The organism is Bacillus sp. XT-4 (genome assembly GCF_050864245.1).
Lineage (GTDB): Bacteria > Bacillota > Bacilli > Bacillales > Bacillaceae > Bacillus > Bacillus altitudinis.
Genome location: NZ_JBPAFI010000008.1, coordinates 71,050 through 83,724, shown reverse-complemented (window position 1 = coordinate 83,724; position 12,675 = coordinate 71,050). Strand labels below are relative to the sequence as shown.

Genomic DNA, 12,675 nt, shown 5'->3' with positions numbered 1-12,675 from the left:
AAAAGGAGATGGAACAAGTGGAAAACGTAAAACTAGCGATTATTTATTATAGTTCAACAGGTACAAACTATCAGATGGCAAAATGGGCTGAGGCTGGAGCGAAAGAAGCTGGTGCTGAAGTCAAAATTTTAAAGGTTCCTGAATTGGCACCAGAAGCAGTTGTTGCATCAAATCCAGCATGGAAAGCACATTTAGATGAAACAAAAGATGTCCCTGAGGTTCAGTTAAGTGACTTAGAGTGGGCAGATGCCATTATTTTCAGCATGCCGACACGTTTCGGTAACTTACCGGCTCAAATGAAGCAATTCTTAGACACAACAGGCGGTTTATGGTTCCAAGGGAAACTAGCAAACAAAGCAGTGAGTGCGATGACATCTGCACAAAATCCAAATGGCGGACAGGAGCAGACGGTTCTGAGCCTGTATACAACGATGTTCCACTGGGGAGCCATTATTGCCGCTCCTGGATACACGGATGATTCCCTATACGGCGCAGGGGGTAACCCTTACGGTGTGAGTGTGACTGTTGACCAAAATGGAAAGATCCAAGAGGATGCAGAAGCAGCCGCAAAACATCAGGCGAAACGTACAGTCAATGTAGCAGAATGGATCAAAAAAGGTCAAAACGCTTAATAGATGTATACAAAAAGAATGCAGCTACTCCGCTGCATTCTTTTTTCATTAATAAGGATCTGAAGGGGTGCTGTTGTTGATCGCATCGTTGACAGCCTGTGCCGCGCCTGTTGATCCAATGGGTCCGCTTGGCTCCTCTTGTTTGAAGGCTTTTAAGCCATCGGCCACACGTTTTCCGTAATCAGGATCAGCTTTTGTAAAGTTTTCGATCATTTGGTCTTGGATGTCTTTTTGGCAGGTAGCTAAGGTGTTGACTAAGTTTTTAATCAGTTCCTCACGCTCCCAATCATTGAAGCGACGATAAGTTTCTCCCGCTTGTCCGAAATTGTTCGGGCGGTCAATGGCTTCTCGTTTGACTTCACCCTCTACAAAAGGCGTATGATCCTTTCCATCTTGCTGTGCTTCTTTTAATCCTCCGAGAATGGACGGTTCATAATTCACATGGGGGTTTTGTCCTTTTCCTTGATCCACATGATATTCCATTTGCCCATCTCGCTGATTGGTGGCAACATGCTTTTTCGGTGCATTGATCGGCAGCTGTAAATAATTTGGCCCGACACGATATCGCTGCGTATCAGAGTAAGAGAAGGTACGCCCTTGCAGCAATTTATCATCTGAGAAATCTAATCCGTCTACAAGAACCCCCGTCCCAAAGGCAACCTGTTCCACTTCTGCAAAATAATTTTCTGGATTTTTGTTTAGCACCATTCGTCCGATCGGTTTCCATGGATAGTCATCCTTGTACCAGAGCTTTGTCGGATCGAGTGGATCAAAGTCTAGGTGGGGGTGGGCGTCATCTTCCATGATTTGAGCATATACTTCCCATTCAGGATAATCCCCTTGTTCAATGGCTTCATATAAATCCTGTGTGGCATGATTAAAGTTTTCCCCTTGAATGGCTTGGGCTTGTTCTTGTGTCAGGTTGCGAATTCCTTGCTTTGGTTCAAAGTGATATTTGACCAGTACTGCTTTTCCTTCATGATTCACCCATTTATAGGCATGGACGCCAGAGCCTTGCATGTGCCGGTATGTGGCAGGAATGCCCCATGGCGAGAAGAGAAATGTCACCATATGTGTTGCTTCAGGTGATTGTGAAACGAAATCAAAAATGCGCTCACCATCCTGACGATTGGTGACAGGGTCAGGCTTAAAGGCATGAACCAAATCAGGGAATTTCAAAGCATCTCGAATAAAGAAAATCTTGAGGTTGTTCCCAACGAGATCCCAGTTGCCGTCTTCTGTATAAAATTTGATCGCAAATCCCCGCGGATCGCGTAAAGTTTCTGGTGAATGTCCGCCGTGAATAACAGAAGAGAATCGAACGAAGACAGGGGTCTTTTTTCCTTTCTCCTGAAATAATTTGGCTCTTGTATAAGTGGAAATGGGTTCGTCACCGAATGTACCGTAGGCTTCAAAGTATCCGTGTGCGCCGGCACCTCGTGCGTGAACGACACGTTCAGGGATGCGTTCACGATCAAAATGACTGATTTTCTCTAAGAAATCGTAGTTTTCAAGCGTAGTCGGTCCTCGATTCCCAACGGTTCTCATGTTTTGATTATCTGTTACCGGGTGACCTTGTCGATTCGTCAAGGTTTCTTCTGACTCTGAAGATGATGTAGGCTGTTGATCTTCTTTCAAGGTAGAATCCCTCCTTCAATATCTCCCTAACAATATGGTCATGTTGCTCCCTATTTCATACAAGGATTGATATAATGAGTGAAAACTTTTATGAGGAGCGGACCTAATGATTCGATTACACTGCCTTCACGCACATCCATCTAATATTTCTTACATTGACGACGCTTTCTATGACACAGGATTTGATCTGCATCACATCGTCGATTCATCATTTATGGAACGAGCCAAACAAGATCCCGCATTTGATCTTGAGCAGCAGCAAACCTATGCCATCAACAGACTCATGCAAGAAGGAGAGGCTGATCTTGTTTTATTAACGTGTACACAATACATTGCGGCTTTGGGGGAGCAGCAGCACCTGTTCAAACAACCAATTGTTCCGATAGATGAGCCGTTATTTGAGCAGATTTGTGAGCGAGAGGGTCCGCTTCAGCTAGTGTTTTCAAACCCAGATACAGTAGAAGGAACGATGAAGCGACTGTCTTCATATGTAAAAGAGCGGGGAAAACAGTTGAAGGCAGAAGTGGTTGTGCTAGAGGATGTCTTTCATCTTTGCTTGAACGGTGAGATACAAGCCTATCATGAGCGAATCATGGAACAGTTAAGGCAATCTGTGAAGCAGCAGCATGGAGATATTTGTGTGATGCAGCTCTCGATGGTTCACGCTGCAAAGCAGGTGGAGCAGGAAACAGGAGTGTCCATCATTCATCCGCTATCACCACTCAAACCATTTGTTTATCAAAAAATAACGGCTTTAAAAGAGTGAACCCGTCAGGTTCGCTCTTTTTGTATAGAAACGTAAATGGGATGACATGTTAAAAAAATAATGGAGCGCAAACTATTTTTAACAGGTGCGCGTCTATCCAATGTAAGAAATAACAGATGCGCATTTAAGATAAAGGAGCTCTTTGTAAAATGAAGAAACGAAAGATTGATGATCAATTTGCGGATTACGTAATGGAGCATAAACACAGTTTTTATCGATTGTCCTATAGCTATGTCAAAAACCCAGAAGATGCGATGGATGTCGTTCAAGAGGCGATTCATAAAGCACTCAAATCTGTTCACCGATTAGAGGATGCGACTAAGATGCATAGCTGGTTTTATAAAATCGTCGTAAACGCTGCCCTCGACTTTTTACGAAAGAAGAAGCGTGTGCAAGTGACAGACGATGACACGCTGGAATTTTTATCACAGGGTGAATCGGATGTCTATGAGGATCAAGATGTCAGACGGGCGATAGAAGATTTGCCGGAGATGTATCGGGTCATCATTATATTAAGATTCTTTGAGGATTTAAAGCTAGAGGACATTGCTCATATTCTTGGAGAAAATGAAAACACCATTAAAACAAGATTATATAAGGCGTTGCGGCTTTTAAAAGTAGAATTATCGCAGGAGGAAATATAAATGGATAAGCATTTGGAACAGTTAAAAGAGGAATATTTAGAAATCCCTATTCCCCCGGAATACGATGCTATGGTTGAACGGACATTAAAACGAAAAAACAAGAAACCTCATTTTCAGAAATGGACGATCGGACTGGTTGCTGCGGCTGCTTTATTTGTCACCACTGTAAATGTCAGTCCGCAGGCAGCAAGAGCGATTTCAGAAGTACCCGTCATTGGAGAGCTTGTGAAAGTCGTGACGTTCACAGAATTTAAAAAGAGCGATCAGGGAACAAATATTGATCTCAAAACACCACACGTTTCAGGGCTTGGGGACGGAAAATTACAAGACAGCCTGAATCAAAAATATTTAGCTGAAAACAAAAAGCTGTATCAAGATTTTGAAAAGGAAACAAAGGGCTATAAAAATGGTCATTTGAGTGTAGAGAGCGGATATGAAGTAAGAACAAATAATGATCAAATTCTTTCACTAGGTCGATACAAGGTGACGACTCAGGCTTCTGCGGCAGAGGAAATGACATATGATACGGTGGATAAGAAAAACCATGTACTCATTACATTACCAAGTCTGTTTAAAGATGACCGTTATATTGATGTGATTAGTGAAAATATTAAAGAACAAATGAAGAAACAGATGAAAGAGGATTCAAATAAGATTTACTGGATGACGAAGCAAGATACGGTTGATCCGTTTAAGAAGATTCAGCCAGATCAAAGCTTCTATATCAATTCAAAAGGCAAACTGGTGATTTCCTTCAACGAATATGATGTGGCGCCTGGTTACATGGGTGTAGTTGAATTCACGATTCCAACAAGCGTGCTAAAGGATGTTCTTGTCAGCGATATGTACATTCATTAAAAGAAGAAAAAAGACTGCTGAAGATGTCAGCAGTCTTTTTATGTTTATGAAGAAAGTGCGTCTGTTAGTGCAGGCACGACTTGTTTCTTTCTTGATACGACACCTTTGAGTAAAGCAGTGTTGTTTTCAAGTGTGACATTAAATGCTTTTTCTACTTTTGCTGCTTCAGCACCAAGGGCAAGCGCAAGAGAGTCATTTTCTAGAATGTCTGTGATCACTAAAACAAATAGATCAAGACCTTTCGCTGCGATAACTTCATTGATTTTTGCTTCGATGTCAGCTTGTCTTGCTGTTACTTCAGCGATATCAACTGTATTAACTTGTGCAATTTCGACTTTGCTGTTACCTAGTGCAAATTCTTTTGCATCCAGTGTGATTAATTCTTGAACTGTTTTTTGGCTTAGGTCAGCTCCTGCTTTCAGCATATCTAAACCATATACTTCAGGGTCTACTCCTGCGATTTTTGCCAGCTCATGCGCAGCATCAACATCCTGCTGTGTGCATGTTGGGGATTTGAATAGCAAGGAATCAGAAATGATCGCAGACAAAAGCAAACCAGCGATTTCTTTTTCAATTGTGACTTGGTGCTCTTTGTACATTTTGTTTAAGATCGTTGCTGTGCAGCCAACTGGCTCAGCACGATAGTAAAGAGGTTCACTTGTTTCAAAGTTGGCAATACGGTGATGGTCAATGACCTCTGTCACTTGTACTTGATCAATATCGCTTACACTTTGTTGGAATTCGTTATGATCGACAAGAATGACTTGTTTTGTTTCGTTTGCAGCCGTTTCAATGAAACGAGGTGCTTCTTGTTTAAAGAAATCTAATGCGTATTGTGTTTCTCCATTGATTTCTCCAAGTCTGACAGCTTCTGCTTGAACGCCAATTTTGTTTTTCAGATCAGCGTAAGCGATAGCAGAGCAAATCGTGTCTGTGTCAGGGTTTTTGTGTCCGAATACGAGTGTTTTTCCCATGTGAATTCTCCTTCTTACTTTTATTGATGATGTTTCTATTCTAACAGCTTTTGACCTTGAATTCAGGGTTTATAGCTAAGAATAATCTAAAAAATTGTAACATGTCGTCTGGAAAGTTGCATGTACAAGACGATCTAAGTTGTTCCACGTGAAACGCTCTTGGGATAGCCTGCATTTTACTTGCGATTTACGGCTATGGTAAAATAAAGGTTGGGTCAAGATATGCCGGAGCGTACATCGTACGTATACATAGAAGTACACATTGAGCAAGATATAGAAAAATGATTGGATTGAGGTGAAGGTGTGAAACAAACAAAAGCGTTAGTAGAAGGCGCTATCATGATCAGTATTTTTGCGGTAATGACGCTGTTTTATTTGTATGTTCCACTTTTATCCATTATTTTCTTCATGGCTGCTCCGATTCCGATCATTCTCTATACAATCAGGCATGGCTTGAAAAAAGGAATTGCGGCTGGCGCTATTGGCATAGTGATCAGCTTTTTAATTGGGTCTATTAATGGGCTGTTAAGTGCGCCAATGTTGATTGCTGTTGGAATAGGTATGGGTGTTTTCTACAGCAGGAGGCAGCCAGGTCAGGCTATCATTATGGGTGCGCTGATCTACTTATTCAGTTTTCTGATTTACTTTGTTGTCAGTGTCCAGCTGTTTCAAGTAGATATACTGGGTGTCGCAAAGGAATCAATTGACCAAATCATGCCGATGGTAGAGAGTACCTTAAAACAATCTGGCGCTTCTGATCAGGACATAGCAAAACAACTCAAGCAGTTTAGAGAGATGCAGGATACGGCATTAAATTCTTTACCTGTAGCGCTTTTGATTTTTGTCACGCTGATGTCTTTCGTCAATCATTGGTTTGTGCGGCCGTTGATCAAACGGTTTGTTCCAGACATGCCAGCTCTTAAGAAATTTAAGGATATGCGACTGCCAAAAAGCATGGTATGGTATTATTTACTCACACTGCTTTTGATGCTGATTCAGCCGGAGAAAGGCAGCTTTTTATCGCTCGTGCAAACGAGTGCTTTTCAAATTTTATTTATACTGGTGCTTATTCAGGGCTTTTCTTTTATCTTCTATTATTGCCACGAAAAAAACATCTCAAAAGTGGTACCCATTTTTGCCGTCGTATTGACGATTCTCTTTCCGCCAATCGGTGTGATTGTGCGTATTATAGGGATTGCTGACATAGGCTTTGATTTAAGAGAAAAAGTAAAAACAAATAATTCACTCTGAATGTTGAGGAGTTGATATCAGTGCCAAGCTTCTATCGAAAACCTGTCATCAAGTATCCGATCTTCGCGTTAATTGTTCTTGCGGTGATCACAGTCCTCCTCAACCTTTATTTTAATTGGATCATAGGAGCGGTTGGTCTTTTAGTCCTTGCGGGTGTGCTCTACTTTTTAAAGTGGGCAGATACGCAGGTGCAAAAAGAGATTGATTCATATATTTCAACATTATCCTATCGAGTCAAAAAGGTTGGAGAAGAAGCATTAATGGAGATGCCAATTGGTATTATGCTGTTTAATGACCAGTATTATATCGAATGGACCAATCCATTTCTCGCTTCGTGCTTCCATGAAAGCACACTTGTCGGCAGATCCTTGTATGATACATTTGAATCCATTGTGCCTCTTATTAAACAAGAGGTTGAGACAGAAAATGTGACGCTGAATGACCGGAAATTCAAAGTCATTATTAAACGGTCAGAGCGCCTTTTATATTTCTTTGATGTCACGGAACAAGTGCAGATTGAAAGACAGTATGAAAATGAACGAACGGTGTTATCTTATATCTTTTTAGACAATTATGATGATGTCACACAAGGTCTCGATGATCAGGTGCGCAGCGCGATAAATAGTGAAGTCACATCGCTGTTAAACAATTGGGCACAAGAATACGGCATTTTCTTAAAAAGAATTTCATCTGAACGATTTATGGCGGTATTAAACGAGAGCATCTTAGCAGAGCTTGAAGCGTCGAAGTTTTCCATTTTAGACGAGGTTCGTGAGAAAACAGGGGCACATAGCGCCACGCTTACCCTTAGTATTGGAATCGGTGCGTCTGTTCCTTCTTTAAAAGAACTTGGTGCACTTGCGCAGTCGAGTCTTGACCTTGCCCTCGGACGGGGCGGAGATCAGGTAGCGATTAAACAGCCGAATGGGAAAGTGAAATTCTACGGTGGGAAAACCAATCCAATGGAAAAACGGACACGAGTACGCGCACGGGTCATTTCACATGCTTTAAAAGAAATTGTATCTGAAAGCGGTAATGTCATGATCATGGGGCATAAGTTCCCCGACATGGATTCTATCGGTGCCTCGATCGGGATTTTAAAGGTTGCTCAGGCGAATGGAAAAGAAGGTTACATCGTCATTGATGCCAACCAGATTGGGGACAGCGTTCAACGCTTAATTAGTGAAATTAAGAATTATGAAGAACTTTGGTCCCGTTTTATCACGCCTGAGGAAGCGATGGAGCTTGCAAAGGATGACACATTGCTTGTGGTCGTAGATACACATAAACCGTCCCTTGTGATGGAAGAACGACTGCTAAATAAGATCGAAAACGTCGTTGTCATTGACCACCATAGACGTGGTGAGGAATTTATCCGTGATCCTTTACTTGTCTATATGGAGCCGTATGCTTCATCTACAGCAGAACTTGTGACAGAGCTGTTAGAGTATCAGCCGAAGAAATTGCGGATTAACATGATTGAAGCCACAGCACTTCTTGCTGGGATCATCGTGGATACGAAGAGTTTCTCCCTCAGAACGGGGTCAAGAACGTTCGATGCAGCATCCTACCTTCGTGCAAAAGGGGCAGATCCTGTCCTTGTGCAAAAGTTTTTGAAAGAGACAGTCGATCATTACATCAAACGGGCAAAGCTCATTCAGCATACAGAGCTGTATCAAAATCAGGTAGCGATTGCTTCCTTGCCGTCTGACAGATCTGAGTATTATGATCAAATTACGATCGCACAGACGGCTGATTCTCTCTTGTCGATGAGTGAGGTTGAAGCATCATTTGCTGTCGCAAGGCGAGATGACGATACGGTTTGTATTAGTGCAAGATCGTTAGGGGATATCAACGTTCAAATTATTATGGAAGCATTAGATGGTGGCGGTCATTTAACTAACGCTGCGACCCAGATTTATGGTATAACCATTGAAGAAGCGGTAGAGAAGTTAAAAGCTGCCATAGACGAATATTTCGAAGGAGGGGTTCAAAGATGAAAGTCATCTTTCTAAAAGACGTAAAAGGCAAAGGGAAAAAAGGCGAAGTCAAAAATGTAGCTGACGGATACGCTCACAACTTTCTCATCAAACAAGGGTTAGCTGTTGAAGCAACTCCAACGAACCTAAGTGCATTGGAAGGGCAGAAAAACAAAGAGAAAAAGAATGCCATCCAAGAGCTTGAGCAAGCGAAACAATTAAAAGAAACACTTGAGGCGCTGACAGTGGAACTCACTGCTAAATCAGGTGAAGGCGGTCGTCTATTTGGATCGATCACAAGCAAACAGATCGCTGATAAATTGCAAAAAGAACATCAAATCAAACTCGATAAGCGTAAAATCGAGTTGAATGATGCCATTCGTGCGTTAGGATACACAAATGTACCGGTGAAGCTTCACCCAGAAGTACAAGCAACATTAAAGGTGCACGTCACAGAACAAGCATAAACAGAAAAGAACCCGTCTCCTCGTGAGACGGGTTCTTAGCGTGTAGACAAACCCTCGCATTCGGTGTCATTCCTGCGCGCTGGTGCTCACGAATGTCAAATTCGCTCCGCGCCAGTACTCGCCCTTCCTAGACTGCAAAGGTTTTCTATCACGCTGAAAAGAAGACAAAGGGCTAAAATAAAGTTCATTTTACCCCTTTGTTTATGACGGATCTGAAATATAGACGCTTCGTCCAGCACGCATACCGGATATAAACATGAAAAATAGGACGATGATAAAGATGATAATGGCTGGCGTCCATGTATGTGTCGCATCAAAAAGGATACCGATCATGAATGGACCAACAGCGGCTAATAGATAACCGAGTGACTGCGCCATTCCAGAGAGGGCAGCTGCTTGTTCCATATTGGTTGTTCTTAATCCGATAAATGTGAGGGCAAGACTGATACTGGCCCCTTGTCCGACGCCGATGAATAGCACAGAGATGACAAGAATAGGCGTCGACCCTCCGAGGAGGAGACCAATCATGCCGAGTAAATACACAAGGACAAGGCCGACGACAAGCGGTCTTTGCGTTTTTAATTTTTCTGCAAAGACGGGCGTTAAGAAGGTGGATGGCAGACCAGTGAACTGCATAATAGACAGCATCCATCCCGCTGTCGCCAGGTTCATGCCATGTGATGTCAAAATATCAGGAAACCATGCGATACTGCTGTAGAAAAGAAATGATTGCAAGCCCATAAAAAAGGTCACCTGCCATGCGACACGTGAACGCCATATTGGCTGCTCTTTGAGCGAAATGCTTTTGACAGCCGCTGTGTTCTGATGAAGAAGCTGCGGCGCCCACACCATCATCGCAAGAAGGGCAAGTCCGGCCCAGACAAGGAATGATGTATTCCAGCCCCCAGGCATCGCATGACTGAGCGGAACGCTGACACCAGATGCAAGTGCAGCAAAAACGGACATCGATGTCGTATACACGCTTGTCATTAATCCAGCATGTGCAGGGAATTTATGTTTCACAAGTCCAGGTAAAAGCACATTACAAATCGCAATCCCGACGCCGACTAGCGCCGTTCCCATCATTAAAAAGGTGATGCTACCAAATGAACGAATGACAATCCCAAAGAGCAGGACAGCAAGCCCAAGCCAAAGTGTTCGTTCATTCCCAAGACGTTTTCCGATTTTAGGTGCAATGGGAGATAGCAATGCGAATGAGAGCAGTGGTAATGTCGTGAGGAAACCAGCAAGTCCATTTGAAAGCTGTAAATCAGAACGAATGGCACCGATCACAGGACCAACAGACGTAATGGCTGGCCTCAGGTTAAAGGCAATGAGTAAAATCCCAGCAATCAGCAAAATGGTTTGCCCTGTACTGCGAGGATGAAATGTTGATTTTTCTAGTTGTTGTTCCATGAATGTAAACTCCTTTATTTCTTTAAGAACGATCTTTCTTCTGTTCAAGCTCCGCTAATTTAGCTAATAAGATGTGCTGCGGCATATGCATGATTTGCTCTAACGGTACATTGAGTGATGCAGCAAGCTTTTGTGCGGTATCGGCTGAGATTTGTAAAGGTCTCATGCGCAAATCCCTCCTCTTTCAATCTATACGTTCCAATATACCATATCGACTTTGTGACTTGCTGATAAAAAATTTGGGTTTTCTTTTATAAAACCACTTGATGGCCGATAAGAAATTTTTTTGAAATTGTTTCAGATGGTGGCCCTCTCCTTGTTCAATGTGAAAGTGAAGCTTTCGTTCCTGCATCCCTTTCTGTAATAAAAGATCATGGAGTTGTTTGTTGAATAAAGGCATGTGCTGTTGGGCAGATGTTTTGCCTTTCCCTTCTTCACTGCCTACAGACAAATAGACAAGGTGGTCCACAGACTGAATGCTTTGTTGTTTAGCAAACGATAGAAAATCTTGATACCAAAATGACCCGGAGAGGGACGCGATGTTTTTAAAAAGGTCAGGGTACATGAATAAGGTATAAATAGCAAAGAGTCCACCTAATGAAGCACCTACGTGGCTATGTTCATGACCGGTCTGTTTAACTGGGTATTCTCTTTTGATATATGGAAGCAAGTCATTTGCTAAAAATGACACATATGTCTGTGCCTCACCTTTAAAGTCAGGGAATCCAGAATGCAGTGATGATGCTTTCCATGGTGTATATTCGTCAAGTCGATTGAAGGGGTGTATACCGACGATGATGATTGGCGAGATGGTTTTGGCTTCAATCATGCTTTCGATCTCTAGCAGGTGGGTTCTAAACAAAGAAGAGCCATCTTGTACAAAGACAGCTGGAACATCAATAGAGGTGTCCGGTGGAAGGTAAATATCAAGCTGCCGCCCGTTCAATTCGTCATATAGAAACGTTCCGTTCATGTGTATTCTCTCCTTCAAGTTTTCAAGCTCCGCTGAAAAGAAGAACAAAGGACTAAAATGTTTAGCCCTTTGTCAAGATGCGCATCTTTTTAGTTGGTTTGATCTAGCCATTTGACAGCCTGATCAAGGAAGGTGGTTTTGCTTAGTGCTGTTCCTCCCTGAAGCATAGGATCAACGACATTTTCATTGATGTGCCCATTTTTCACAGCTTTTAGGCTGTTCCAAATTTTATTTCCCTCTAAGTCCTTCAATGCATTTGGATTCGATGAGTTTTCCTCTTGGGAGAATTGAACAAAGATATAATCAGGATTGAGTTCACCTAGGCGTTCCAATGAAATCATTGCTTGTGCTTTGGCTTTTTTGATATCACTTGGTGCTGTAAACCCTAAGTCCCCATATAAGGTAGAGTTGAAGTATACGTCTTCAGGGTACACGTACAGGTCGCCCTGTCTAATGCGTAAAATGACAGCTGTTTTGTTGTTGCTTTTGTCTTTCAGGGTTTCTTTCGCTTGTTTGAGATCTTTCTGATAATCAGAGATGATGCTTTTCGCTTCTTCACTTTTTCCAGTCAGTTCACCGAGTAATAAAAGGTTGCTTTCCCAGTCGGAAGAGACATGTGATACTGGGATCGTCGTTTGGACTTTATCTAGTTTTTTAATTGTTGCAGGCGGAAACTTGGTTGATCCGAGTATCACGTCTGGTTTTAGTTTTAAGATTTTTTCTAGGTTTGGTTCAGTTTTTTCCCCAATGCCTTCTGTTTTTGCTGTAATGTCTTTAAATAATTCAGGGAAAGTGCCGCCGACAGTAGAAGCACCAATAGGGTCGATATCAAGTAGTTTTGCATCTTCCATCGATTCTAGGCTTCCAGCAATGACGATTCGTTTCACTGGTGTTTTCAGTTTGTACGTTTGATCTAAGTATTTGATATTTGTTTCTGCTGCTTCAGCTGACTTGCTTTTGGTTGTGTTGGAAGCCGGTTTATTTTCTGCAGCACCACAGGCTGCTGCGATGATCGTCATGATACAAAGGATAAGCAATGCGAACCATTTTTTCATTTGTTTTCTCCTTTAACTGATA

13 protein-coding genes are annotated in these 12,675 nt (G+C 42.3%); 7 read left to right on the top strand and 6 right to left on the bottom strand.

Features of this window, described 5'->3' with window-relative positions:
- Positions 1-8 precede the first annotated feature (8 nt).
- On the top strand, positions 9-632 hold the full coding sequence (gene wrbA, locus ACRRMM_RS17135) for an NAD(P)H:quinone oxidoreductase (RefSeq protein ID WP_045034926.1): 624 nt from the start codon (positions 9-11) through the stop codon (positions 630-632).
- Between the two features lie 48 nt (positions 633-680).
- Here the strand turns inward: wrbA and katX are convergent, their stop codons facing one another.
- Complete coding sequence (katX, locus tag ACRRMM_RS17130) at positions 681-2,180, bottom strand: catalase KatX (protein WP_254001329.1); 1,500 nt, start codon at positions 2,178-2,180, stop codon at positions 681-683.
- 196 nt (positions 2,181-2,376) lie between these two features.
- Between katX and ACRRMM_RS17125 the strand changes: the two genes are divergently transcribed.
- From ACRRMM_RS17125 to ACRRMM_RS17115, 3 genes are all read left to right on the top strand, one after another.
- The gene (locus ACRRMM_RS17125) at positions 2,377-3,036 is read left to right on the top strand and encodes a hypothetical protein (RefSeq protein ID WP_206114138.1); all 660 of its coding nucleotides are present in this window, start codon (positions 2,377-2,379) and stop codon (positions 3,034-3,036) included.
- Positions 3,037-3,185: 149 nt separating this feature from the next.
- Complete coding sequence (locus ACRRMM_RS17120) at positions 3,186-3,680, top strand: RNA polymerase sigma factor (RefSeq protein WP_007497431.1); 495 nt, start codon at positions 3,186-3,188, stop codon at positions 3,678-3,680.
- Positions 3,681-4,538 carry a DUF3298 and DUF4163 domain-containing protein gene (locus ACRRMM_RS17115; RefSeq protein ID WP_048001995.1) on the top strand — a complete coding sequence of 286 codons (858 nt, stop codon included), beginning with the start codon at positions 3,681-3,683 and terminating at the stop codon, positions 4,536-4,538. It begins immediately after the preceding gene.
- A 44-nt stretch (positions 4,539-4,582) separates the two neighbouring features.
- On the opposite strand, the gene ACRRMM_RS17110 is transcribed toward ACRRMM_RS17115, so the two are convergent.
- Positions 4,583-5,512 carry a manganese-dependent inorganic pyrophosphatase gene (locus tag ACRRMM_RS17110; RefSeq protein ID WP_008347534.1) on the bottom strand — a complete coding sequence of 310 codons (930 nt, stop codon included), beginning with the start codon at positions 5,510-5,512 and terminating at the stop codon, positions 4,583-4,585.
- Positions 5,513-5,815: 303 nt separating this feature from the next.
- Here ACRRMM_RS17110 and ACRRMM_RS17105 point away from each other — a divergent pair, with 303 nt between their 5' ends.
- From ACRRMM_RS17105 to rplI, 3 genes are read left to right on the top strand one after another with little or no spacing between them, the layout of a single operon-like run.
- Positions 5,816-6,763, top strand: a complete 948-nt coding sequence (locus tag ACRRMM_RS17105; protein ID WP_148779915.1) for a YybS family protein — start codon at positions 5,816-5,818, stop codon at positions 6,761-6,763.
- Positions 6,764-6,783: 20 nt separating this feature from the next.
- Complete coding sequence (locus ACRRMM_RS17100) at positions 6,784-8,763, top strand: DHH family phosphoesterase (RefSeq protein WP_017359884.1); 1,980 nt, start codon at positions 6,784-6,786, stop codon at positions 8,761-8,763.
- The gene (gene rplI / locus ACRRMM_RS17095) at positions 8,760-9,209 is read left to right on the top strand and encodes a 50S ribosomal protein L9 (RefSeq protein ID WP_007497423.1); all 450 of its coding nucleotides are present in this window, start codon (positions 8,760-8,762) and stop codon (positions 9,207-9,209) included. Before ACRRMM_RS17100 ends, rplI begins: the two co-directional genes overlap by 4 nt.
- Before the next feature lie 201 nt (positions 9,210-9,410).
- On the opposite strand, the gene ACRRMM_RS17090 is transcribed toward rplI, so the two are convergent.
- From ACRRMM_RS17090 to ACRRMM_RS17075, 4 genes are all read right to left on the bottom strand, one after another.
- On the bottom strand, positions 9,411-10,625 hold the full coding sequence (locus ACRRMM_RS17090) for a CynX/NimT family MFS transporter (RefSeq protein ID WP_108611553.1): 1,215 nt from the start codon (positions 10,623-10,625) through the stop codon (positions 9,411-9,413).
- Positions 10,626-10,647: 22 nt separating this feature from the next.
- Positions 10,648-10,791 carry a YycC family protein gene (locus ACRRMM_RS17085; RefSeq protein WP_008347524.1) on the bottom strand — a complete coding sequence of 48 codons (144 nt, stop codon included), beginning with the start codon at positions 10,789-10,791 and terminating at the stop codon, positions 10,648-10,650.
- 18 nt (positions 10,792-10,809) lie between these two features.
- Positions 10,810-11,598, bottom strand: coding sequence for an alpha/beta hydrolase (locus tag ACRRMM_RS17080; RefSeq protein ID WP_025208333.1), 789 nt, complete (start codon positions 11,596-11,598; stop codon positions 10,810-10,812).
- A gap of 89 nt (positions 11,599-11,687) precedes the next feature.
- Positions 11,688-12,653, bottom strand: a complete 966-nt coding sequence (locus ACRRMM_RS17075) for an iron-hydroxamate ABC transporter substrate-binding protein (protein ID WP_252224745.1) — start codon at positions 12,651-12,653, stop codon at positions 11,688-11,690.
- Between the last annotated feature and the right edge of the window lie 22 nt (positions 12,654-12,675).

Coding starts and splice junctions, on each gene's coding strand:
- katX (WP_254001329.1), bottom strand. CDS start 2,180: ATGAGAACCGTTGGGAATCGAGGACCGACTACGCTTGAAAACTACGAT.
- ACRRMM_RS17090 (WP_108611553.1), bottom strand. CDS start 10,625: ATGGAACAACAACTAGAAAAATCAACATTTCATCCTCGCAGTACAGGG.
- wrbA (WP_045034926.1), top strand. CDS start 9: ATGGAACAAGTGGAAAACGTAAAACTAGCGATTATTTATTATAGTTCA.
- ACRRMM_RS17115 (WP_048001995.1), top strand. CDS start 3,681: ATGGATAAGCATTTGGAACAGTTAAAAGAGGAATATTTAGAAATCCCT.
- ACRRMM_RS17075 (WP_252224745.1), bottom strand. CDS start 12,653: ATGAAAAAATGGTTCGCATTGCTTATCCTTTGTATCATGACGATCATC.
- ACRRMM_RS17085 (WP_008347524.1), bottom strand. CDS start 10,791: ATGAGACCTTTACAAATCTCAGCCGATACCGCACAAAAGCTTGCTGCA.
- ACRRMM_RS17110 (WP_008347534.1), bottom strand. CDS start 5,512: ATGGGAAAAACACTCGTATTCGGACACAAAAACCCTGACACAGACACG.
- rplI (WP_007497423.1), top strand. CDS start 8,760: ATGAAAGTCATCTTTCTAAAAGACGTAAAAGGCAAAGGGAAAAAAGGC.
- ACRRMM_RS17125 (WP_206114138.1), top strand. CDS start 2,377: ATGATTCGATTACACTGCCTTCACGCACATCCATCTAATATTTCTTAC.
- ACRRMM_RS17080 (WP_025208333.1), bottom strand. CDS start 11,598: ATGAACGGAACGTTTCTATATGACGAATTGAACGGGCGGCAGCTTGAT.
- ACRRMM_RS17120 (WP_007497431.1), top strand. CDS start 3,186: ATGAAGAAACGAAAGATTGATGATCAATTTGCGGATTACGTAATGGAG.